The sequence below is a fragment of the Thorsellia kenyensis genome (genome assembly GCF_042432445.1).
Classification (GTDB): Bacteria; Pseudomonadota; Gammaproteobacteria; order Enterobacterales; family Thorselliaceae; genus Thorsellia; species Thorsellia kenyensis.
In genome coordinates, this window is the sequence record NZ_JBHLXE010000100.1 from 115,302 (window position 1) to 140,925 (window position 25,624).

Annotated in this window: 18 protein-coding genes and 1 tRNA gene; all 19 read right to left on the reverse strand. The window is 35.1% G+C overall.

Features of this window, described 5'->3' with window-relative positions:
* Positions 1–842 precede the first annotated feature (842 nt).
* The 19 genes from ACFFIT_RS09885 to murD all read right to left on the reverse strand — a co-directional run bounded on the left by ACFFIT_RS09885 (position 843) and on the right by murD (position 25,590).
* Positions 843–2,000 carry a hypothetical protein gene (locus tag ACFFIT_RS09885; protein ID WP_385877494.1) on the reverse strand — a complete coding sequence of 386 codons (1,158 nt, stop codon included), beginning with the start codon at positions 1,998–2,000 and terminating at the stop codon, positions 843–845.
* 76 nt (positions 2,001–2,076) lie between these two features.
* Complete coding sequence (locus tag ACFFIT_RS09890) at positions 2,077–3,360, reverse strand: hypothetical protein (RefSeq protein WP_385877495.1); 1,284 nt, start codon at positions 3,358–3,360, stop codon at positions 2,077–2,079.
* A gap of 189 nt (positions 3,361–3,549) precedes the next feature.
* Positions 3,550–4,956, reverse strand: coding sequence for a hypothetical protein (locus ACFFIT_RS09895; protein WP_385877496.1), 1,407 nt, complete (start codon positions 4,954–4,956; stop codon positions 3,550–3,552).
* 16 nt (positions 4,957–4,972) lie between these two features.
* A complete protein-coding gene (locus ACFFIT_RS09900; RefSeq protein ID WP_385877497.1) occupies positions 4,973–7,666 on the reverse strand; it encodes an inverse autotransporter beta domain-containing protein in 2,694 nt (897 codons plus the stop codon).
* Positions 7,667–9,242: 1,576 nt separating this feature from the next.
* A tRNA-Arg gene (locus tag ACFFIT_RS09905) sits at positions 9,243–9,319 on the reverse strand.
* Between the two features lie 116 nt (positions 9,320–9,435).
* Positions 9,436–10,068 carry an MBL fold metallo-hydrolase gene (locus ACFFIT_RS09910; RefSeq protein WP_385877569.1) on the reverse strand — a complete coding sequence of 211 codons (633 nt, stop codon included), beginning with the start codon at positions 10,066–10,068 and terminating at the stop codon, positions 9,436–9,438.
* Between the two features lie 11 nt (positions 10,069–10,079).
* A complete protein-coding gene (gene mepK, locus ACFFIT_RS09915) occupies positions 10,080–10,637 on the reverse strand; it encodes a peptidoglycan L,D-endopeptidase MepK (RefSeq protein ID WP_385877498.1) in 558 nt (185 codons plus the stop codon).
* Positions 10,638–10,663: 26 nt separating this feature from the next.
* Positions 10,664–12,802, reverse strand: coding sequence for a L,D-transpeptidase LdtD (locus tag ACFFIT_RS09920; protein ID WP_385877499.1), 2,139 nt, complete (start codon positions 12,800–12,802; stop codon positions 10,664–10,666).
* Positions 12,803–12,949: 147 nt separating this feature from the next.
* A complete protein-coding gene (locus tag ACFFIT_RS09925; RefSeq protein WP_385877500.1) occupies positions 12,950–13,993 on the reverse strand; it encodes an AI-2E family transporter in 1,044 nt (347 codons plus the stop codon).
* Positions 13,994–14,022: 29 nt separating this feature from the next.
* Positions 14,023–14,892 (reverse strand): D-alanyl-D-alanine endopeptidase, encoded by an 870-nt coding sequence (pbpG, locus tag ACFFIT_RS09930; protein WP_385877501.1) that lies wholly within the window; start codon positions 14,890–14,892, stop codon positions 14,023–14,025.
* Positions 14,893–14,972: 80 nt separating this feature from the next.
* Positions 14,973–15,893, reverse strand: a complete 921-nt coding sequence (lpxC, locus tag ACFFIT_RS09935) for a UDP-3-O-acyl-N-acetylglucosamine deacetylase (protein WP_385877502.1) — start codon at positions 15,891–15,893, stop codon at positions 14,973–14,975.
* 42 nt (positions 15,894–15,935) lie between these two features.
* The gene (gene ftsZ / locus ACFFIT_RS09940) at positions 15,936–17,105 is read right to left on the reverse strand and encodes a cell division protein FtsZ (RefSeq protein ID WP_385877503.1); all 1,170 of its coding nucleotides are present in this window, start codon (positions 17,103–17,105) and stop codon (positions 15,936–15,938) included.
* Between the two features lie 59 nt (positions 17,106–17,164).
* Positions 17,165–18,451 (reverse strand): cell division protein FtsA, encoded by a 1,287-nt coding sequence (ftsA, locus tag ACFFIT_RS09945; protein WP_385877504.1) that lies wholly within the window; start codon positions 18,449–18,451, stop codon positions 17,165–17,167.
* Between the two features lie 160 nt (positions 18,452–18,611).
* Positions 18,612–19,427, reverse strand: a complete 816-nt coding sequence (locus ACFFIT_RS09950) for a cell division protein FtsQ/DivIB (RefSeq protein WP_385877505.1) — start codon at positions 19,425–19,427, stop codon at positions 18,612–18,614.
* 37 nt (positions 19,428–19,464) lie between these two features.
* Positions 19,465–20,391 (reverse strand): D-alanine--D-alanine ligase, encoded by a 927-nt coding sequence (locus tag ACFFIT_RS09955; RefSeq protein WP_385877506.1) that lies wholly within the window; start codon positions 20,389–20,391, stop codon positions 19,465–19,467.
* A 39-nt stretch (positions 20,392–20,430) separates the two neighbouring features.
* Positions 20,431–21,840 carry a UDP-N-acetylmuramate--L-alanine ligase gene (murC, locus tag ACFFIT_RS09960; RefSeq protein ID WP_385877570.1) on the reverse strand — a complete coding sequence of 470 codons (1,410 nt, stop codon included), beginning with the start codon at positions 21,838–21,840 and terminating at the stop codon, positions 20,431–20,433.
* Between the two features lie 135 nt (positions 21,841–21,975).
* Entirely contained in the window at positions 21,976–23,043 is a 1,068-nt protein-coding gene (murG, locus tag ACFFIT_RS09965; protein WP_385877507.1) for an undecaprenyldiphospho-muramoylpentapeptide beta-N-acetylglucosaminyltransferase, read from the reverse strand.
* Positions 23,040–24,227: a putative lipid II flippase FtsW gene (ftsW, locus tag ACFFIT_RS09970; RefSeq protein WP_385877508.1), complete on the reverse strand. Its 1,188-nt coding sequence runs from the start codon at positions 24,225–24,227 to the stop codon at positions 23,040–23,042. The genes murG and ftsW overlap by 4 nt, the downstream gene beginning before the upstream one ends.
* A 40-nt stretch (positions 24,228–24,267) precedes the next feature.
* Complete coding sequence (gene murD, locus ACFFIT_RS09975; protein WP_385877509.1) at positions 24,268–25,590, reverse strand: UDP-N-acetylmuramoyl-L-alanine--D-glutamate ligase; 1,323 nt, start codon at positions 25,588–25,590, stop codon at positions 24,268–24,270.
* Positions 25,591–25,624: the final 34 nt, after the last annotated feature.

Consider the following 25,624-nt stretch of genomic DNA (forward strand, 5'->3'; position numbering starts at 1 on the left):
AGGAGCTTAAAATATGTAAAGTTATCATGCTATTAGTAAACCTAAGTCACATTAATAAACAAATATTCATTGCTATAACTATTAATAAACAGTAAACATGAACTTGATTCAAATCGGAAAAAATATACGCAATTCAAATTTATTCGAGGATACTTTGCTGGAGTTTAGTGCAAATAAATGCCTCATTTATCCTTGAAGCTATAAGGTAAATAATCGTTACCTCAACTGGTTTTAGCTCGATTCAAGAATATTCAGCTAAACTTCCTAACATATTATGATCTTGTAGAATTATGGAAGTGCCTCTGGTTTATCTAAATGAATTGTAAATGGCACTTCTTGATTTAGCTCTATCACCTTAGTAGGTAAAAAGGTGCCTGTTCGTAACATATATTATAAAATTAGTCTATTAGAAACATCTATGTACTATATTAATTTATAACGTGAATTCCACGATAAAGAATAATGCCTGATTGAATGAAATTATCCTGAGTTGTTGTATTTATAAGTTCAATCTATACTAAAGTCACTCCGGATTGCAGGTGCATATATTATTCTGATACCCATTTTGCGGGCGTTAAGTATAAAAAAATCTGCATATGGATCACCACTCTGTATATACTAGAGTTACTTAAAGTTGCAGGTACAGCTAGGATCCTAATGCCCAGTCAGTCGGAGTTAAACATTACTTAAACATTCCTCTTGATTTCCATTGGATATAGATCTGTTTTTCGGCTATTTTACCTTATAGACTGTAAATTAATTGCTAGTATCTAATAAAGCAATTCATAGTGTTTAACTTCTATGAATTGCTGAATATTAATTTATCATTAGATCAAAAGAAATTAATCAACAAGCAATCTGACTTTAAGTTTTAGCCCTTGTTCAGAGAAGTTTGGTTCAATTGACTTAGTTTTAGGTAATGCATTGTCATTCGTATCTTGAATAGCAAACACGGTACTATCATTCTTTGTAGCAAATTTAGCTATTATTTCCGCTTTATCTTCATCGTTATAAATAAAAGGGGTTTTGATCGGGTCAAAATTTGCAAAAGCAGTAGGATCTGTTGGTATATTGCTTATCTGTCCTTTCGATGTTAAATACTCATAAACTGGAGTACCGTCATCTTGGTATACATTCCAAGTTAAATAATCTTTATACTCTTCGGTAGCATCTTTATATTCCTTTGTTTGAGGGTCATATTTAGTTACCTCAGCTTTATATTTATGTGTAACATAAATAGTATCGTTGATACCTATCACCGGAGCACCCACTTCACCATTAGTAATATCTTTAATGACTATTCTAAATTCATCATCAATACCTACAGGTTTATCTTTAATATCTGGATGCTCTTCTTTATCACCTGGACCAGGAGTTCCTGGTGGTTGTGAAGGATCAGTCGGGCCTGTTTGTTTTCCTAGATAAGCGACATTGACAACATCTAAATAGACGCCTTCATTTGGTATACCTCTCTCAGACCATGCTTTAATCCTAAAGCCTATCTGATAACCTACATCGTCTTCTGATACTTGATAAGTAGGACCCGATACGTTTTTTTCGTTTCCTAATAATCCAGTTGTGCTTTCGATTTTAGTATCGTTTTCAGGATCAATGGTTGTAGCACCAACTGGTAGCCTGTACCACTCAAAATCTAAGTTAATTTTTTCTTTATCTTCTACATCTGAGTCTTCACCAACGCTTCCAATACTGTCTTTGTCTGCCCACTGGTAATATTTACTATATGCGGCTTCTTCAAGAGAAGTAGGTACCCTTAAAATATCACCGACCTTAATTTGTGTTTTTACATTGTTATTTTCTGAAGCCAAATACTGAACATCATCACGAAATAAATAAGGGCCAACACTTGGTATAAATGGCATGAAACCGTTTATTGGCTTAGTCATTGGTGAATCATATGTTTGTAACGCTTGAACTGATAAAGACATAGTTGCCATAACAAAGGCAGCCACAGCTGTTTTCAGCATAAACTTTGATTGCATATCTAAGTTCCTATAGTTTTATTCACTATACCGCTCAATTAGAACGGCATACAATATTTTACTTATTAATAAATTATTACTGTGCAGCAGGAGCTGTAACAACTTCATCTAATTCATCATCAGCGATTAAGATAGCTTTTAACATCAAGCCTTGCTCAGAACCTTCAGCTGAAGCAGCTAAAGCCGTTTGATTATTAAGCTGTGTTGTGAACTTTAACGTACCGTTACTTAAACGACCTGTTGCGTCATTGCCAACTACTGCAAAATTTGTATCAGTTCTTATGGCTTCTAATTCAGTTGCATTACCCTGAGCGTTATTCGATAAGCCCGTATTAACTAGTAAAGTTTCACCTTCATATAGCTGCCATACAATATTATTTTCTAGAGCTTCAAGTTCAGTAGCACTTAAATCAACGTAAGTAGGTAAACTATTTTCTTCAACAATTTCACCTTTTTCATTTTGTGCTATTTTTTGTATTTTTGCAGTATAAGTGCTGTTTACATATGGAATCTCTGTATTAGCTTCACTACCACTTATTACTTTATCCGCACTATTAACGATAACAACACGATACTTGCTGTATGGGCTTTTAACTATACCACCTCCACCGATGTTCGGGTTCTCACCACCGTCTGGCAGTTCTGATTCAGGTGTAATTACAGTTGGCAGAGATGGATCTTTTTCTCCAGGTTTATTTGGGTTTTCTGGGTATTTTTGCCCAGCTAACTTAGACACGTCAAGTACTTCTAATGGGGTGCCAATATAAGGCAAACCGCGGACTGTAACAGGAGTGATTTTGAAGCCGATCTTTTTACCTGCATCTGTTTTTTTTACTGTATAGGGTACACCGTATTTTTCAGTTTCATCACTAACTGCAACTTTAAACTCTTCTGAAAGCGAAGTAGCACTTTGTGGCATGACATACCACTCTACAAGTAAATTCATTGCTTTTTTTGTATCTTTAGGTGTAAGACCAGAAAGTATTTCATAAGCTCCACCCTCATATTTTTCATCGCCATCTAAATCTGAGAAGTCAAAAATCCCCTTTTCTCTTAGAGCTTCTTTAAATTGTTCACGAATCTGTTCTGTAATACCTACAGGTACATACAATATATCGCCTACTTCAACTCTTGCCTTCTCTTCTGGTGTCGGTGCAACATAAGGTTCCCCTATTCCACCTTTTACAATTGCTGCACCTATAGAAGGAATAATTGGTTGAAAACCAGTAATTTGCTTAGTTTTTTCTGATTCAAATGGCTGTATTGCAGCATATGCCGTTGAACCAAATAACACAGAAGTTAATGCAACTGCTAATGCAGTGCGTTTTAATAATCGATTTGTGATACAACTGTTTTTCATTAAGTTTTTCCTTTTATTGTAAAAAATTTTTAATCATCTACCTTTAAATTTGGGGAATATAAAAAAATGTGAATGCATTTTGTCTTGTCAATCATTAAGTACTGAACTGATTATATCAATATAAATAACCCCACTCAGTCACATTTCGTCACACTATGTAATTTTCATTCATTCTTTGTAAGTGGACGGTTAATATTTTGTAAGTGCGTCATACCCAAGGCTAACCGAAATAATTGCACCCTGCTCTGAACCTTCATCACTTTCGACTAACTTGTCATCATTTACATTTTGCAAATCTATCCAAGCATATTCCAACACTTCTGTATTATTATCCTTGTTGAATTGAGCACCAAAGCGAGTAGCTACATCACCTCGGGTATTAGAGTTGAAACTGATTTTCTCTAAACATGATTTGTCTAAATCATCAAAACCGGCTAAATACTCCTCAGTAATAGGACAGTTACCAGTATCTGTTGAATAGTAAATATTCCAGGTAAAAGGAAGCTCTTTGTTTTCATATTCTGCTCGTGTTAATTGTCTTTTATTACCCTCATCATCGATAATAACAACTTCTGCTTGATAACGATTTTTTACAAAGACAGGTGGACGGCCACTCCAAGCTCCCGGTGTAATGACATTTGATTTAGTATCATCAGAAGCGGCATATATTTCCACATCTACCTGTGACTGTGGCACTAAACAATCTTCAGGGTTTGCAGGCTCAATTGTCTTATTTAAGATAAAACTACTATTAGGAACCACTTCTGGATTTGGTAAGCCTGGAAAAGTTAGATAATGTTGTTGATTTAGCTTGTTTTGCAAATCGACATCGGTATCTTTTATATCCAAGAGTATTTCATTAGAGGCGATTTTTTCCGCATCCACTCCACTTGCTGCACCTGGCATTAAAAATTTACCCGCAGTTAAATCATCTACGACTACATAATCATAATTTTCTGGGTGATAGGGATTACTACCTATCATAGTATGGGGTATCAGCTGATAAGTTAAAGAAGCACCTTCCGTTGAATAGGATTTACCGTCTACTTCAATAGTCAATGGAATGGTTAATTTAAGTCTATCATTACTGATTAACATTGCATAATTGGGATCAGTAAGTGAGATAAATCTTTTTTCTCCATCAATTGTCAACTCTATTCCCCATTCAATAGTGTCGCTGGTTTTTTTATGCTCATAAAATCCATCGGCTCCATCAGGTACATTTTGATATGTCTTATCAGGATCCCAGTCTCCATCAATATCAATAATTTGGTAATGCAGAGTAACTGTTGAGCATGCACGTAATTGACCAATATCATTATTAACGGTAGCTATTGTTCTTATCCCTGGGGATGTACCTAGTAAACTTTTAGTAGCCACAGAAACAAATGTTGACTTTTCATTTTGTAGATCAAACACACCTTGCTGGTATTTATCTAATATTTCTTTAGAAAATTTATCCTGATACGGTTCTGTAACTTTTAATTGAAAGTCATCAGGTTCGTCGGCCAAAGCATATTGGGGAAGAGCTAAGCCCCAAATAAGTGCTGTTGTTGCAAAGATTTTATTTCGCACAAAGCGTACTTTTTTTTGCATGATTATCTGTATCCTTTTATTCGTTATTACTCCAAACAATTGCCTTTTTTACTAAGCTATTGTTCGAAGAATCCATTATATAACCCGCATATTCAGCTTCTGAGTCATATTGCTGGTCCGGAATACATTCTTCTATTTTAGGATTTTGTTCATTGATTGCTGTGAAATCAAACTGAACAGCTAACTGTAAACCTTGTTCTGTTACTATTTTGCTCTGCCTTGGCTTATCTTTATTGTTTGCTAAAATCTCACCCCAGCCTAGCTCATTAAATAGATAATTATTGGTTTGACTAAAAAATATAGGAGATCCTCTACATTCTTCTAGGGCCCGATAAGTTCTTTTATCCTCACCTACATTCAAAGAAGCCAAATTTTCTACAGCTGTAACCTCAGTGTTAGTGAAAGGATCCCAATAAAGCCAAACCATGCTTTTAACAAAGTAGTTTGTTACATCTACCCAATCTTTTACTCCACTTGAATTTTCTTTATAGGTTAGAATTTTAGCTCGATATTTAGCATTAGCATTAATAGGCTGGCTTGTTATTGGTATAACTTGTCCATTGATTAGTCCACTCTCAGAAACAAGATCACCGTAAGTAGAATACACATTACCCTCTGATGGCAACGCCCATATTTGTAATTTAACATATTGTAAATTCAATATATCACTTTCATCTTTAATAAATGTGACTATTGTCTTAGCGCCTAATTCAGGATTAACTATTGGTACTACAAATAGTTCAACCTCTCTAGTTCCACTTGTACTAATAAAACTAGTATCTGCAATACCAACAATTTTTAATTGCGAACTCTCTTCACCTGGAAGAACAAAAAATTTAACTATCTCACTTTCTTCTTCAAATTCTTCAGTGCCTTTTATCCGCCATTTAATTTGCACAGAGTTTACTTCACTGACATCGATAGGATCACCGTCTTTGTTTCTTGCTGTAAAAATCGAAACGGCTTTATTTTTTTCTGCAATACCATCAAGTAATTGGATAATATCTATATTTACTGGATTAAATATATTCTCAAAATCAACCAATTCAGCTTTTGAGGGTGTTAACTCCGATTGAGATTGCGTGAATCTATAGCTTACTAGATGTGGTTTAGATATTGCTTGATATCCTCTTTCTGTTGTGACTTTAACAGTAATATATAAATCCTGCGTAGATTTCATAATAAAATCAATATTTGGACCATTCTCATTGATCTTATAATCAAGAGTTTCCCCTAAATAATTCTGAATAAACCATTCATATTTTACAACAGAAGAACGTGATGATACTGATGCAGTAACATTCACTATATCATCCACACTTGCAATTGAGGTGCCGCTCAGTGATAAAGAAAAATCTTCCTTCTGATACTCAAACACGATGTCATAATTTCTGTCGACCATATCATAACGGCTGCCTTTTAAACTTCTTGCCACTGCAACATTGTCAGGGTTTACTTGTTCATCTAAAGGTGTTCCCATTTGTAAATTTAAGGATAAGTCTAGCTTAGTTTCATCAGCACCAGATTTACCCATTTTATGTGTTAATTCTGTCTTCACTAGAGGAATAGGCATATAGTTGGCACCGACAGTTAAACCATAAGGATCCTTTTGCCTATTCTCAATCCCAAAAAGATCGACTTCTTCACCAAAGTATTGCTCAAATGTGAGGCTAGCTCCTAATTGAGGGTAGTTCGGTAAATATGCTTGGCCCCTTAAATCAAATCCTTGTGCAGGCCTTTCATCGTAAATTAGCGTCTCATAGTCCCTCATGACGTCAGATTCCTTCCAACTGGATAAAGGGGTATAAGTATTAGCAGCAATTTTATAGTTATCAGCCCAAAATTCTGAACCCACACCTAGTCTGGTATTACTACCTGTAAAATCATGATCTATAAAAGCATTTGCTCCAGCCAACCATTCATTAGCTTCATATCGATATCCTATACCAAAGTTACCAATTAATCTTGTATCCTCACCTGAACCTTGTTCGTGTATGCCAGTTTGCGAAAAAATGAGTGACTCTGATTCATCATAAAATGGCGATAAAATTTGCAAATCATAATTAGATAATTTACCCTCTTTATCTAGCGATATATTGACTTGGGCTTTACCAAACTGCCCAAGAAAATTTGATGCATTTTGGTTTATTTCTTGATTAACACTATTAACAACTGTATTTGTTGCAAGGTTTTTAGCGTCATTTTTGATGTCATCAATGATCTGCTGACCACTTAAATTATTCCATTCTTGTTGTCCTGCAAAAACGGCTGCACCAGCTAAATTTTCTTCAGTATTTGCTGAGAGCATTTTACTGCCAGGGACTAATCCAACAAGCCCTTCCTGAAGTTCTTGCCCTGTTTTATCTTCTACTGTACTATTTGCATTACTTAAAAGAGGAAGTGCGGAGACTTCATTTTCATTGGCTGATGAAGAGCTAGAGGAGAGTTTCCTAGGTAAATTGAGTTTAGTACCAACGACTAATACATCGTTTGATTTAAGAGACGGATTTAACTTAATCAAATCACTGGTCGTGATTTGATTACTCAATGCGAATTGATATAGTGAAATTTGCGTGTCTATAACAATCGTATCTTCTACTAGTAATTTTTGCTTAGCCGTGTTTTCACTCTCAGCATTTGCATGATTTACCATAGACATTGATAATAAGGTAATGAAAATTAGGGCCTTATTTGAAATACCATTCTTCATTTGTTTTCCATTTGGCTTTTTTGAAACAAAAGGTTAGATTAAATACAAAACTTCATTCCCTTTTTTCAATCACTTAGATTTCGCAAAATTTTAATTTAATTATAATTAGTTAGTATGTTTTTTAAGGTCGTTCTAACAATTATACGCAAGATAAATCCAAATAAAATAGATAGTTACCCTTTTTACAGTTAATTACACCAAATACTTCAAATTGCACCAAAATATTACAAAAGGTTACATTACTACATTAGGCATTAAGCTTTTTCAGCTTTCCTAAATCTCTTTTTGTTTAGACTTAAGTCCATACGGAAAATAAATTACATTTTTAGTGTACCAATAACCAGCTATATTTATGACACTCTTTACGCAATATCTTTCAGTATTATTCTTTACCGTAAAGCCCAGGATTTGTCGATCTCCAGATTTATTCACTCGTCGGATTCGCCTCAGAAGCTAAGGATAAGTTTATAATCTCCATAAATACCCTTAATCTATGTATTTTTTGTTCTCTTTGCAGGTAGTTTATATTTTATGTGCTAGACTTGCATAGATGATGGGCATTGTCTTAATGATAAATTCTAAGCTTCTGTTAGGCTTGTTGCTTCAACCAAAATGCTAAAGTCATGAATGGAGAAGCTGTTAAGAATCTTAATCCTCTATCGACACTTTGTTGTATTTGTATAAAAATAATAATTCATGCATCAGTACGAATACTAAATAAAACATCCTCAAAAAATAATCGTTCAGATCCTTTGATATAACCTATATTGACGCAGTTGAAAAGTTTTTGAAAAAAATTCCACTGACTATCTGGTAAAATCAATCTCGTCATGACATTTACTCTTATAATATTTTTTCGCAAATTAATTATAAAAGCCTCATGCCTCTTGTCCAACATTTTTTACTTTAAATCCTTGTTTACCAAGTATTTTATTTGTGCTTAATTTTTGCTTACCAAATATCAACAGTCCTCAGTCATTAAAAATACAATTGATGAAGAATAAATTCTATTTACTGATTCAGCACAGCCAACTCAATCAGCTAAATTGAGTTATGGGTGGATTATGAAAGGAACTGATAAAATCGTCAGCATTAAAGGTATTCCTACGCATATCAATTTTATCGGTGCTTGAAATATTAATGCCATCGAAGAAACTGTTCTACCAGCATTTGAAATGATTAACAGATTGAGTATTATCGATTATTTTACTAAACTGAGCGAAAATAACCCTCTTACTTAAAAAAGCAGTTATATCATCTTTGATATAGTAGGCTAGCATCAGTCGAGTGTTATAGAACAAAAACATTTGAAATGGGCATATAACAAAAGAAAATCAATATGCACGTTTTGGTATTATTTACCCCCCTACTAAAGGGGATTGGAATACTATCTAGATCTGCAAATTGAAGTAACTAAAGTATATCCCTAAATTATTTATACCCACATAGGCTAAATTTAAATCTGACTTTGCTATTGTGGATCGTAATCAATGGACATCCTAGCACTCACCAAAATTTTTTATAACGAATAAAAAATATGGAGTGTATTTCTTAGGACTTTTTTTGAAATATTTAGTGGTGCGCCCTGCTGGATTCGAACCAGCGACCTACGGCTTAGAAGGCCGTTGCTCTATCCTGCTGAGCTAAGAGCGCTTTTTTGAGGAATCAATCTTTTAACGTCGAACATGATACCCAAAAATATTAAAGATGGCAATGCTTGATTACCATTTTTATTCTGATTGCATATTTATTCTGCAAAACAGTCTAGTCTATTTTAAAAAAGGATTACTCTTTTCTTCAATGCCAATGGTAGTCATTGGACCATGCCCCGGAAAAATACGCATATCTTGGCCTAAGGGTAACAATTTATTTTTAATTGACTGAATTAAATCTTGGCTATTACTGCGTGGAAAATCTGTTCGCCCTACGCTACCTCTGAATAAAACATCTCCAGCCCAAGTATGTTGAGTGTTTTTTTCAACAAAGACAATATGACCTGGCGTATGGCCAGGACAGTGTAATATTTCGAAAGTTAATTCTCCTAGGATAAATACATCCCCTTCATTCAACCAACTTGTGGGTTCATATGCCTCAGTTTCTGCACTTAACCCAAATCTTGCTGCTTGATCAGGTAAACATTCTAATAAAAATTTATCTTCAAAATGCGGGCCATTAATAGGCACCTGATACTTATCTGCATATAATTTGCCTGCTCCTGCATGATCCCAATGTCCATGCGTTAATAACACAGCTGCAATAATCAGATTATTTTCAATAATGGCATTTTCTAATGCAAGTGAGCGACTGCCAGGATCTATAATAACTGCTTTACGGGTTTGCTCACACCAGACCAGACTACAATTCTGTTCAAAAGGTGTCACAGGGAATTGTAGATAAGAGATTAATGTATGTTTTACCATGTTCTTACAGGTCCTGTATCAATATGAATGAAGTTATTTTTAGGGTAATAACCGACACCCCCTGCATTTAATGCAATCATAGCATCCTTAATTTCATTGAGTGCAACTCCCTCAATACGGAAATCCATTGCTTTGCCCTTAGTATGATAACTATTTTTGGCAACCCCTGATTTTTTGGTGCGCATGCTATTATTAGAAACCGGAGCACGGTACCCGGAAATTAAGGTGATAGGCAGTTGTATGTTAAGCATCAGTTGTAAACGTAGCAACTGATCAAAAAGTCCAACATCGATGGTTTTAGTTTGGTTACTTCTATGATCTCTAAATAAGTGTGATAATTGACTAAGTTGTTTATTATTTACTGTATTGGTTGCCCCTAAATTAACTGTAAGAGATTCTAAAGTATTAAGATTTTTAATTGTTAAAATTTTGGGCTTAGCCGTTGATAAGCTAGAAAATCCAGTTTTAGGCAGCATTAAGCCAGAAGCTAGGGTCAATGCACTTAAGGATAAAAACTGCCTTCTGTTAATGGTTGTTTTTTCACTACTCATCAATCTTACCTCTCTTTTCAAGATTACTACAATAAATTCGCGACAGGTACTTCATTAATTGCATTCGTGATGAGCTTATCATATCCATAGATATCTGCACGATATTGAATCTGCCCTTCTTCATTAGGCCACGCAGTCAGGTAGTAAAGTTCTACCGGTACTTTACTACTTAAATTGACAGGTGTTGTTTGTCCTTTTTTCACCGTATTAGCGACTTTATCTTTATCCCATTGTTCTAGATTAAGTAGCAGATTAGCGAGTTCAGTAGATTTATTGACTCTTACACATCCTGAACTGATGGCCCTAACATCTCTATCAAATAACGCATGATTTGGGGTATCATGCAAATAAATCGCTTGATCATTTGGCATATCAAATTTATAACGCCCAAGTGAATTTCCAGCTCCCGGTTTTTGCCTTACAGCAAAAGGAAAATTACTTGCACTCACATTTTCCCACAGCACATCATCTACATCAATCGGTTGTCCATCTGACAAATCTACCAGAGAATAACCATTCCTAACAAAATAATGGGGATCTTTAATACCTTTCGGGGCTATATCTTCTCTCGCTAAACGTGTTGGTACACTCCATGGTGGATTAATAACTACACGGTTAATTTCATTAGTCATAATAGGTGTTTTTCTTGCAATACTGCCCACTATGACCCTAGAGTCTAAAATCAGTTCACCGTCTTTATAAAATTTGAGTGAGTAATCCGGTATATTCACTAAAATTCCCGTTGAAACATCTGATGGGATCAATCTTAATCTTTGCATATTAAGCGCAATTAAACTAATTTTTTCACTCGGCGATGTATTTAGCCAAGTTCTAGTTTGAGGTCCTATAACACCATCTGCCGTTAAGCCAAGACTGCTCTGAAATTTTTTCACTCCTTCAACTAATCTTTCATCATATACATTAACTTTAGTCGCTAATGTGGTAGGAGCAGCATCCGAAATTGGTGTTATCGATTTATTGAAATTGGTCGATTCTTGCACTTCAGGAAGCTTAATTTCTACGATTGAGTTTTTTTCTATGGCTTCATTTACTGGTTTTACCTCAGAAATGACTTCTTCGTTTACTTCTACTTTTGCTTCATTATTTAATAGCCCGTAGTAATTGAGAATAAACTCTACACTCGCTACTTCATCACTGACTGCATTTGGTTTGATACTTTTAGTGCTTTGTATCTGAGGCCACTCTACTGAATTTTGACTTGCACTATTCAGTAGGGCATTTAACATAGGTTCATATGCCGTATGCTGTGGCCTTAATGACACTATATAGTTTTTCAATTCTTTATTTTTTAATGATGTAAGCCATCTGTTCAATTCTTCATTACTTGCTGCATTTACTTTATAGCTATTTTTCTGATACAGCCAAGTATCTTTATTTTTATTCACATTTTCAACAAAATTTAAATACCCTAACATAGCATCAGATAAAATCAGTTCCTTATCGCTTGACGATATATTAGGGTTATTCAATTCAATAATCCATTCGCTATACTGTTTATCGATCCCTGCTAATCCCATTAGCACTAACTGCTGTTTAAACTCTTTTATTTCTTCTTCATTAATCCAAATTTTATGCGGATACTGAGTGTAAAGTTCGGATAACTCATTCGTAAACAGTATAGATACTGATGAGTCTTTTTCTACCAGAGCTCCTTTGATATCAAAGACTTCTATTTCACTAGTTGATTGTTGTGTGATACTGACCGTTGAATTATCAACGCTTGTTGCTACTTCTTGTCCAGGTACTAATATAATAGGTTCTACTATAATAGGTTCTAAATCTTTTGTTTCAGCTATATCGGCCTCATTCGTACTAGAAGATGAATTAACTCGTTCTATGTTAGGTACGACAGCTGATATAGCTGATGATTGCTCTTCCGTTAAAACAGCATTCACTTCGATTGTTTTACTTATTGAATCAGCAACTTCCGCCTGCGAAGAAGTCACAGGCATGCTTGTAGATTGATTTGTTTCTTGTTTTTTTTGGGTCGACTCAATAATTTTGTTGACAATTTCAGCGCTCTCACTTGTATTGGGTATCGACTGAGCTGGCTGGGTTGGGTCAGCAAACGCACAACTACAAATAGTTATTGATAGACAAACCGACAACGTTTTTTTTCTAAAGTGCATATTTTTTATTTTCATGTTTTTTCTGGTGTCTAAAGAATAGTTCACAGTTAATTTAAGTTATTTAGTTAATACATGTTTCATATTTTACATTCCTTTGTTGCAATAAGAAACCATTCTTTGATAAAACTTATACTATAAGTTGATATCCTACATGAGTGACTTTTACGTTAAAGATTTGCCATCTCCCATCATTATGGCAATTTTTCTGCCATAATGATTATTTTCTAGTGCTATTTTGATAATAATTGTTAAAGGAACGGATAAAAACATTCCTATAGGTCCAAGCAACCACCCCCAAAAGAGAAGTGAGGCAAAAACCATCAAAGTTGATAAGCCTAACCCTTTCCCCATCAATCGCGTATCTATTATATTACCCATAATGATATTTACTACTAAATAACCTAATGCGACAATAAAAGCATCATAAAAATCACCAAGTAAAAGCGTTTGAATAACAGGAAAAATGGCAGCTAAAATAGAGCCTATACTGGGGATAAAGTTTAATGCAAATGCCAATACCCCCCATAAAAAAGCAAATCGGATTTCCATGTAGCTTAAAAATGCCCAGATAAGCATTCCTGTAATAATACTAACCACCGTTTTGATAAATAAATACTTACTTACCGCATTGACCGCCCTTTGAAAATGCGGCATTGATTGTTCAGGAAACTGTAATATTTGGTTGAGTTTAATAGGAATAAGTCTAATTTCAAACAGCATAAAAACACACAGCATTGTTATAAGCAACACTCTACTCATTGTCCCAGATAGTTTGGATAAGAAACCTGTAGCGATGCTAAAAAATGAACTTGGATCAAATAAGTTCATTGCCTCATCCGCTGAGAAATGAATATCATGTTTTAACGCCAGTGTTTCAAGTTGTTTTAGCTTTTCATTCAGTAATTGCGCATACTCCGGGTAGGCACGAATAAAATCATTTAATGAGCTTGCAAGCATTGTGATAATAGCTAAAAAAACAAAAATAATTAATAACACAATACCTGAGATAGCAATTACTCTGGGTACTTTTGCTTTTTGTAACAATGCGACAATCGGATAAATAATAACCGCAAAGAATGCTGCCAACAAAATCATAACAACAATTTCGCCTGCCGCTTTTATTCCCGCTAGAATTACGAATAACATTGCAATAATAAATAATACTTGTGATGCAGACTCTTTTGTTGCTAACTGTTCCTTTTGCATTATGGCTCCTAGTTGTTTAACTTGTACTCTTAATTTTTCTTATGTTGGATTGCCCCTTGCGGTATGGGTTTTATCTCCCCTTTCTCAAGCCAAGCTTTTAATCTATTTGCATCACCAAAATGCGTTTGTTTTCCGAATGCATTTAAAATAACCAAAGTAACTGGCTTATCATTAATATTCGCTATCATCACAAGACAATGACCAGCAGGATTGGTAAAGCCGGTTTTTGTTAATAATATTTTCCACTTATCACTAAAAATAAGATGGTTTGTATTTCTAAATGGTAACGAATAGTTAGGTTCACTGAATCCAACGCTATATTCTGCTATTGTGCTCATCTCTTGGATTTGTTTATTTTTTGAAAGAATAATTAATAGTTTAGTCAAATCTACTGCTGTTGAAACATTTGCATCAGATAACCCAGTAGGCTCAGTAAATTTAGTATTTTTCATGCCTAACAATTGCGCTTTATCATTCATAGCTTTTATAAACGCACCATACCCTTTAGAATAGTTGTGAGCTAATGCCGCAGCAGCTCTATTTTCTGATGACATAAGCATTATTTTCAGAAGATCTCGCCTAGACAAATAACTTCCTACCTTCACTCTTGAAAATACTGCATTAAGTTCTTTAGTTTGATCTATTTTAACTTCAATTTTTTCATCTAAACTTGCACTGTCCTCCAACACAATCAATGCTGTCATTAATTTTGTTATTGAAGCTATTGGCAATATCTCATTTTCTAGTTCATTATAGAGCACTTTTTGTGTCTCTAAATCGAAAACTAAAGCACTTTTTGATGCTATTTGAAAACTATTAGCCTCTGCTGTATTCAGTAGCGATAAAAAAAGTAAGCTTATTAATGGAATTAAAATAAGGTTTGTTAGCGCATTGGTCATAGTTTATCTTTTGCTAAACTGATTTAAATGAAAAAAAAGCGACTTAGAAGCCGCTTTAGTAAAATAGTAAGTTGAGTTCATCAAGCTAGCATTAGCTTTCTATTTACAGCAAATTTTAAAGGAGACTCTTTTTCAACACCAAACGTTTGCCACTCCCATGCATGTTCATTTTCTAATAGAGCGATAAGTAGTTTATTATTTAAGGCATGACCAGATTTATATGCACTAAAACTACCTAATATTGTGTGACCACTTACATATAAATCACCCACAGCATCTAGCATTTTATGGCGTACAAATTCGTCAGTAAAACGAAGTCCGTCTTCGTTCATAATACGATACTCATCAACCACAATAGCACAATCGAAACTTCCACCTAAGCATAATCCTTTAGATTGAAGATACTCAATATCCTTCATGAAACCAAAAGTTCTTGCTCGACTCAGCTCATTGATAAAATTGTCAGCAGAAAAATCCATTTCAAATTTTTGTCCGGTTTTATTGATTACAGGATGTTCAAAATCAATTGTAAAACCTAGTTTAAAACCATTATATGGTTTTATTTCAGCCCATTTATCACCCTCTTCAACACGGATAGTTTTTTTTACTTTAATAAATTTTTTAGCTACAGCAAGTTCTTTAATTCCAGCATCTAAGAGTAAGAAAATGAATGGCGCAGAACTTCCATCCATTATTGGAATCTCAGGGGCATCTACTTCTATGATAATGTTATCTATGCCTAATGCAGCAAGAGCTGCATTAAGGTGTTCAATTGTTGAAACTCTTACATCGTTTTCATTAATTAAACATGTACATAAGAGTGTATCTTTAACAGATCTTGCATTAAGTGGAAAATCTACTGCTGGTTTTAGATCTACTCTACGATAAACAATACCCGTATCAGCTTTCGCAGGTAAAAATGTTAAAGTGACTTTTTTACCTGTGTGAAGCCCTACCCCTACAGCAGTAGTTATTTTATTTACGGTTCTCTGCTTTATCATTAGGTTACCTTCCTTTTCCCTTACTATTTTTTTGTAATAAAATTAATTTGCTTGTTTTCTAACAAAGGTCGGTATCACATCAACCATATCACCTTCTCTTGTAGTATCAGGTGCACCAACCGCTCTTTCCATAGATTTAGGTTGTGAATCATAATAATTCGAACCACCCATAGGCCTATTATCCATTCCTCTTTGTGCTAAATCAGATTGAAGTTTACCAAGGCCGTTCACTACCACTTGATTTTCAGCTGGTTTTGTCATGTTAATACCCGTTGCAACAACGGTCACTTTAATTTCATCTTCCATTTCAGGATCAAGTGCCATACCAATAACAACTGTAGAATATTCTGAAGTAAATGCTTTGATGGTATTACCTACAATTTCACATTCATCCATTCTAAAGTCGAAACCAGCTGTTATATTTACTAGAACACCTTTAACTCCTGAGAGTTCAATATCATCAAGAAGTGGGCTTTGAGTTGCTTTCTGAGCTGCTATTTCAGCTCTGTCTTCACCTGAAGCAGTTGCAGAACCCATCATCGCATAACCCATTTCAGACATGACTGTTTTCACATCAGCAAAGTCTACGTTCATTAAGCCTGGACGCGTAATAAGTTCAGCAATTCCCTGAACAGCACTTCTTAATACATCATTAGCTGCACCAAAAGCTTCTATTAGGGTAATATTTTTTCCTAATACTTTAAGTAATTTATCATTAGGTATTGTAATCAGTGAGTCAACATATTGAGACAACTCTGCAATACCTTTTTCTGCATGCGCGGTACGCTTAGGACCTTCAAAATTAAATGGTTTTGTCACAACTGCAACTGTTAGAATCCCTAATTCTTTAGCAATACTTGCAACAACAGGCGCAGCACCAGTACCAGTACCACCGCCCATACCGGCTGCGATAAACACCATATCCGCACCTTCAAGCGCATGTTTTATGGCTTCCCTGTTTTCTTCTGCCGAAATGCGACCAACTTCAGGATCAGCACCTGCACCTAATCCCTTTGTTACTCCCGTACCTATTTGAATTGCCTGTGTCACCGCAGATTTCCGAAGGGCTTGAGCATCCGTATTTACGATAAAAAACTCTACACCTTCAATATGTTCACGAATCATATGTTCTACAGCATTACCGCCGCCGCCGCCGACTCCTATTACTTTAATTACTGCTTCTTGACTCGATGATTCAACTGGTTCAAACATATTTTATTCTCCGCTGACACTTAAAAATTTATTGTTAGATTCATATATATATTATACTACTAAAATTCCTTTTTTAGCCAATTTTTCATCTTACTAAATACAGATTTTATCCTCACATTGGATGTTTTTTGACTAATATCTTCAGTAAAAACCCCTTTACCATAAAAAATTAAACCTAATGGCGTAGAAAATTCGGGTGTAGAAGCATAATCTGTCAAGCCTGTAATATTGTGTGGATAACCAATTCTCACCTGATTATGAAAAACTGCTTCTGCACATTCAACTAACCCCTCTATCTGAGAAGCGCCTCCCGTGAGCACAAATCCTGCGGCTAATTGGTTCTTTATCCCCTTAGATTTCATGTAATTTTGAACTTTTAAAACTTCATTGTTAGCAAAAGTCAACAATTCAGTGTATCTTGCTTCAATTACGCCAGCTAAAATTTCTCTTTGTAGGCTTCTTGCTGGTCTTCCACCAACACTTGGCACTTCAATCATGTCATCTCTAGCTATAGCAGAAGCTAGAGCGCATCCATATTTTATCTTTATGTCTTCAGCATCATTAAGCGGGGTGCTAAGGGCATAAGCAATATCATAGGTTACCTGATTACCAGCATAAGGAATAACAGCAGAATGCCTTAAAAATCCACCTGTGTAGATACTGATATCCATGGTGCCCGCACCTATATCAATCAGGCAAACACCAAGATCTTTTTCATCTTCTGTTAATACACTATAAGAAGATGCTAAACCAGAAAATATAAGTTGATCGACATTTAAATCACATTTTTCAACTGCTTTTGTTATATTTTTCGCCATATCGTTATGACAAGTAATTAAATGCACTTTTGCATGCATTCTAACCCCCGACAAGCCAATAGGGTTTTTTATTCCATCTTGATGATCTATTTTAAAGTCTTGAGGAATAACGTGCAATATCCTATTTTCTTCACTCACGCGGACTGATTTGGCAGTATGTACTACATTGTGTACATCTTCCTCAGTGACTTCATCATTAGCTATTGGCACCATTCCGATTTCATTTTGACAGTCAATATGTCTTCCTGATAAAGCCAGATAAACACTTGTAATAGCACAATCAGCCATTAGCTCAGCATCTTCTACAGCTCTTCTGACGGAAGATACAACGGCCTCAAAATCATTCACTCCCCCTCTGTCAACTCCACGAGACGGGCTTCTACCCACTCCAATGATATTCACCATACCGTCTGGCAATATTTCACCAACGACAGCACTGACTTTAGCTGTACCTACTTCAAGGCCTACGACTAGTTTTTTTTCACCGTATAAGCCTAATTTTGCTTTTTTATCATTGAATTTACTCATTTATCTCAACCTAGAATTCCTGTGTATATCTACATTCAGGTGCAGAATCCTTTTTATTTTTCTCAAAATAATCTATTTAAGCGTATTTTTTTTTATTTCACAAGCACTTTAAAGCGTCAATGTAGCTATTTTATAACCTATTCATATCATAACACAACTTTTATTCTTGCGCATTCACTTCCTGAGAAATATGCCATGAGATAGCTGCCCCTGTTTCATATCGCATATCTATTTTTTTTATTAATTGGCTGATTTCTGGTTTTTTCTCTAATTCTCTATAAATTGCCATGAATTTTTGAGCTCGGTTCACATAATCAGTTCTCCCTAACTCAATTTCAATAATTCTTTGTGCTGAATTCGAATTAAGTAGAACAGTCACAAGCCATGAATATCTGTCACTCATAGTGCTGCTAATTAAAATAATTTGATTCTTTTTAAATATATTTTGTAATTCATTAAACCCTTTTAATGATTCTTTCTCTAAACCTTCAGGACCAAAAAGAAAAACTAAAGGCTCTTTGACTGTCCTTTCAAAAGGAATGGTAAAAACACTTCCATTAGCATCCATCAGGAAGTTTTTATTCCAGCGAACAACAGGTCTTTTTTCTTTTAAATCTATAATTAATTTATTGGGCCATCTTTTTTTTAAAGTTACTCTATCAAGCCAAGTCAATTTCTCAATTTGATTTCTTAAGAAATGAATATCTTGGTTCATTACTGTAGAAAGACGCCCTGATGAAAGTAAAGCCTCTCGGATATCTTCATCTGTGGTATATTTTCTTTCGCCAAGTATAACAATCTCTGCAATAGGTTGGCTTTTTTCGTCTCCCATCCAGTAATAAATTTTCACCGAAGTCAGAACTAAAGACGCTATCAAGCATAAAAAAAACACAATACCGCTTATAAATTTAAAACTGCTCTTTTGATACAGTAACAATTCAGTGACTGTTTTCTTCCTTAATTTTGCGTGTACCATAGAATCTTATTTATCACTCAATATTTTTAAAAATAACTTAATCATGTTTTGCATTATTTAATATTTTTACGACTAAATCGGAAAATGATTCACCTAATGTTAACGCTGATTTAGGGACTAAGCTATGTGATGTCATTCCTGGCGACGTGTTGATTTCTAATAGCATGAACTGGCCTTTTGCATTTTGCATTAAATCTACTCTTCCCCACCCTTCACAGCCTATGACTTCATAAGCTTTGAATGCTAAATTTTTTATCTCTTGTTCTTGCTCTTTTGGTAATTCACTTGGACACAGATAATGAGTATTATTCAAAACATATTTGGCTTCATAGTCATAAAATGCATTTTGAGATTGGATTCGAATTGAAGGATATACATCTTTCAATACAACAGGTACCGAAAATTCATCTCCCGATAAATAAGATTCTATTAAAATTAAATTATCAAATTCAAAGGCAACTTCTAACGCCGTTTTAAGCTGGCTATATTCATCCACTTTTGAAACGCCAACACTTGAACCTTCACTGTTAGGTTTAATAAATACAGGCAATCCAAGGTGTGCTATTGTTTCTATCAATTGTTCATATTGAATTTCCTGATATTCATTTTTAGTCAAAGCGATATAGTCAGCTACAGGCAAACCTGCCGCTTTCCACAGTACCTTACAAAAATGTTTGTTCATACCTACAGCGCACGCTTGAACACCACTGCCAGTATATGGAATCTTTAGATAATCTAATACACCCTGAATAGTGCCATTTTCTCCATCACTACCATGCAAAGCAATGAATGCTGAAGTAATACCTTTTTCTTTTAAGTGTGTAATATCGTCTATTGAGGGATCTATAGCAATTGCATCAATACCTTTTTCCAAAAGTGCATTGAGTACAGCTTTACCAGAATTAAGCGAAACTTCTCTTTCAGAGCTGTTTCCTCCCATTAATACAGCAACTTTTGTTAACATGATACGACCATCCTTTATTACTGAATATAAATTCATCGATTATATTATACTATTGAGTTCATTATCCGCTAATATTTTTGCAACCTTGCCGACATTACCAGCGCCTTGAACTAAAATCAGATCATTATCATGTAAAAGAGGAGCTAAAATTGTAGGGACATCTTCTATAAGTTGAACGTAAATAGGATCCAGTTTTCCTCGCCCTCTTATAGCTCTACACAATGCCCTACTATCTGCTCCAGCTATAGGTTGCTCACCTGCACTATACACATCTAACATCAGTAATAAATCTACCTGCCCCAGCACATGTACAAAATCATCATAAAGATCGCGGGTCCTTGAATATCTGTGTGGTTGAAAGATCATTACAATCCTTTTATCAGGCCATCCTTGTCTTGCTGCATCAATAGTCGCTTGCACTTCAGTAGGATGATGCCCATAGTCATCAACAAGTAGCGCCTTGCCTGCTTGACCATTAACAGGAAAAAGTGGATATTCCCCCAGAATATCAAAACGACGCCCGGTGCCTTGAAATTGAGTTAAAGCTCTTAATATTGCATCATCATCTATATTATCTTCTATCGCGACACTTATCGCTGCCGTGGCATTTAGCGCATTATGCTGACCTGGGGCATTTAGGTTAACTTGTAAAGGTTGATTGTCACGCCTGTGAACAATAAATTGTGTTTTGGATCCTTGTTGTTTAAAATCTGAAATACGAACATCCGCATCTTCATGAAAACCATAAGTGGTTACATATCGACCAATCGTTGGTAATATTTCTCTTATCAGAGGTGAATCGATGCATACTACTGCTCTGCCATAAAAAGGGAGATTATGTAAAAATCTTATAAATGTTTGTTTTAAATTTTCCACATCCCCCTGATAAGTTTCCATATGATCTTCTTCAATATTGGTAACTACTGAAACCATGGGTTGTAAATGTAAAAAAGAAGCATCACTTTCATCTGCTTCGGCAATCAGATAACGACTTATACCTAGTCTTGCATGAGTACCCGCCGATTTAACCAATCCACCATTAACAAATGTAGGATCTAGACCTGCTTCTGCATAAATATTAGTTATCATTGCCGTAGTCGTGGTTTTACCATGCGTACCAGCAATTGCTATACCGTAACGGTAGCGCATAAGTTCAGCTAACATTTCTGCCCGTCTTATAACTGGAATTCTTGCTTCTCTGGCCGCTTTAATTTCGGGATTATCTTCATTTATTGCACTAGATACAACAACAACACTTGCTCCAGTAATATTATCGGGTTTATGATTAAAATAAATACTTACCCCAAGCGTTTTTAAGTGTTCTGTTACACTATTTGGAGATAAATCTGACCCACTAATTATATACCCTTCATTTGCTAATACTTCAGCTATTCCTCCCATACCCGCACCGCCGATACCCACAAAATGGATATGCTTAACTTTATGCATTTCAGGGATGATAGCTCTTAAACGGGTAATTGCTTCTATATTCACGTCACTTCCTTTAATTAAATATCTTATGTCTCAATTTAAACCTCTTTATTTTACTAAATAGGCTATGTCTTTCAGTTATTTTATAAATAGCTATTTTTTTATTTCTATGAGTTTATTGGCGACGAGCTCTGTTGCATTTTTTTGCACTTGTGCTTTAGATTTATGGGCCATTTCAATCAATTTTTCTCTATCAAGCTCGTGTATAATTTGAATCAATTTATCTGTTGTTAATACATTTTGTTCAACAATAATTGCCGCACCATTATTTGCCAGCCATTTGGCGTTATGAAGTTGTTGATTATCTTTATGCATGAAAGGCACAAAAATAGCAGGTAATCCCACAACTGCAAGTTCGCTCACAGTTAACGCACCTGACCGACAAATCACTAAATCTGCATTTAAATAGGCTTTTTCCATATCATTAATGAATTCGTGAATTTCATATTGCTTTACCCCTAGCTCATCATATTTTTCTTTTACTTTATCAAAGTTATTTTTTCCAACTTGATGATAAAAAATAGTACTTTCTTCAAGTGCTTTAGCAACAAAAGGGATTGTATCATTTAAAATTTTAGCCCCTTGGCTTCCCCCAATAACAAGAATCAGTAGCTTATCTTTTCTGGGAAGATATCTTTCTTCTATGGAGGGGAGTGAAAAAAGCTCTTTTCTTACAGGATTACCCACCGTTTTTGCTTTGCTTTCTAAAAATGCGCTACCAAAAGCTTGCATAACTTCAGTCGCAATATAGCTCAACCATTTATTTGTTACGCCAGCAACGCCATTTTGTTCATGAATAAGTAATGGAGTTTTCGAAAGATAAGCGGCTACACCGCCTGGCCCTGAAACATACCCTCCCATACCGAGTACAACATCAGGTTTAACAGTATTAATCACTTTTTTTGCTTGAAAAATAGCTTTTAATAGCATTAATGGAGCCGATAATAGCCTGGTTAATCCTTTACCTTTAAGTCCTTGCACTTCGATAAAATTGATCTTGATTCCATATTGTGGTACCAATGTTGCTTCCATTCTATCTTTTGTTCCAAGCCATTGTACTTCCCAGCCTAATTCTTTTAAGTGTTGTGCAACCGCTAAAGCAGGAAATATATGGCCTCCGGTACCACCGGCCATGACTAATAGACAAGGTGTTTTACTCATCCTCGACTCCCTTTAACAAAAGCTTGTGCATCACTTAATCTCGCTTCATAATCAATTCGTATAAGTAAAGCGACAGCTGTCGTCATCACTAATAAGCTCGATCCACCATAGCTAATAAGAGGTAACGTCAAACCTTTCGTTGGTAACATACCTGCTGCTGCACCGATATTAATGAATGTCTGCAAACTAAACCATATAGCTATGGCAAATGACAGATACGCGCCATAATATTTTTCTTGCATCATGCTTTTTTTAGTAATGATAAATGCTCTTACAATCAACAAAATTAAAAGAGAAATAGTAACCATAACTCCTACGTATCCTAACTCCTCAGCTAATATAGCGAAGACAAAATCCGTGTGTGGTTCGGGTAAATAATCTAATTTTTGGATAGAGTTACCGATCCCTTCTCCAAATCCCCCTCCACGACCAAATGCCATAAGAGAATTTGTTAATTGATACCCTTCGTTATACATTCTGTCTTTGTCCCAAGGATCTAAGTACGAAGAAAGTCTTTTCAATCTATAAGGGGATTTTAATATCAATTGCACAAAAGCTAAAAAACCCAAAACTAATAAAATGACAAACTGATATAATTTAGCTCCCGAGATAAAAAGTAGTGCGAGACAAGTACAATATAAGACAAATACTGTACCAAAATCTGGTTGGCTTAATAGGAGTATGGCAAGAGCAAGAATAACTATTTGGGGTTTAAAAAAAGCCCAAGCGCTTTGCTGTACTTCATCTTGCTTTCTTGTTAAATAGCTTGGCAGATAGCAAAAAAGACCTAATTTAGCAAATTCAGCAGGCTGAATATTAAAAAGACCAAGATTTAACCAGCGTTTCGCACCATTAACTTCATTACCTATAACAAGAACGAGTACAAGCAGAAAAAAGCATCCAATGAGTATAAAACCACTGCTTCTTTCTAAAAAATCGATAGTAACATTTAGGGCAAAAATTCCTCCTAGCAATGCAACTGCTATGTAAGCAATATCTCTTTTTGCATAATGAGTCATATCGCCTGAATGATTATATACAGATGCGGAGGTGACAATTAAAAAGCCTATGGCTAAGAGTAAAAATGAAGTCCAAAGCAATGTGCTATCATAGAGCCTATTTGGGCGATTTTTTGTGGCCCTTTTAAAACTAAATAGATTGAATTTAAAAAACTTTGTGAACATATCGAGCCTTGGAATACATTAAATATTTAATATCATTAAATTAAGAAAGTTGATTTGCAAGCTCTATAAATACTTGACCTCTATGTTCATAATTTTTAAATTGGTCTAAACTTGCACATGCAGGAGAAAGAATAATCCAATCTCCTTCAACGGCATTTTTTCTTGCTAGTTGCATCGCTTCTTCAAGCGTCTCAACAAAAACACTATTTTCTGGCGAGAGACTTTGAATTTTTTGCCCATCTTGTCCAAAACAATAAATTTGTTTTTTGCCATCTTTTAGGATTGGAATCAAAGGAGTTAAATTAGCAGATTTACTGTCTCCTCCCATCAGTAAATGTATTTTTCCTTCTCTATTAAAATCTTTAAGGGCGGCAATAACACTACCCACATTAGTTGCTTTTGAGTCATTGACCCAGGTGATCCCGTTTGCCTCGTGCACTACAGAGAAACGATGAGCTAAACCTGAAAAATGCTTAAGTGTTTCAATGCAGCTTTTGGGGTCGATACCCACAGTTTTTGCTAATGCAAGTGCAGCGAGTATATTCAAATAATTATGGTAACCTTTCAATGCAACCTCTGTGCATTGCATTAGGGGCTTATTATCGGCTATTAGCCATTCTTCACCCTCAATTTTTTCTATTCGATAAGGACTATTTGTACCACCAAAATCAACTAAGCTTTGTGATTCATTCGTTTTAGGGCGTGTATGGGCGTCATTTACAAAATAGACAGTTGTTTGAGCTTTATTATATATTCGGTGCTTCGCTGTAATATAATTTTCGATGTTATCTGCATAGCGATCTAAGTGATCTTCACTGATATTTAAAATAGTTGCCGCTTTTGCTTTTAGACTGTAGGTTGTTTCTAATTGGAAACTTGATAATTCAAGGACATAAAGGTCGTGTTTATCTTCTAAAAAAGAGAGTACAGGCAAACCTATGTTACCACCAACTGCCGTTTTTATTCTGTTACTAATCGCCATTTGCCCGACTAAGCTTGTTACAGTACTTTTACCGTTAGAGCCCGTAATTGCAATGATTTGAGCATTTGCATTGTTTACTTCACGGCAAAAAAGCTCAATATCTCCAACCACTTCAATTCCTTTTTTGATCGCTTCTTGAATTTCAGGGGTAGCTAAAGGAACACCAGGACTGACCACTAATAAATCAGCGTCAAGAACCCAATCTAGTTTTATAGAGCCTGTATGAACTTCTATTTCTTTAGGGATAGTACTTAACCCTGTGGGGCTTTTACGTGTATCTATTAATCTAGGGTTGATACCTTTTGACATAAAATAATCTAAGCAAGATAAGCCCGTTAGCCCCAATCCAATAATAACAACTTTTTTATTTTGATAGTCCATTTTACAACCTTTAAATAAATAGATGTAATATTAA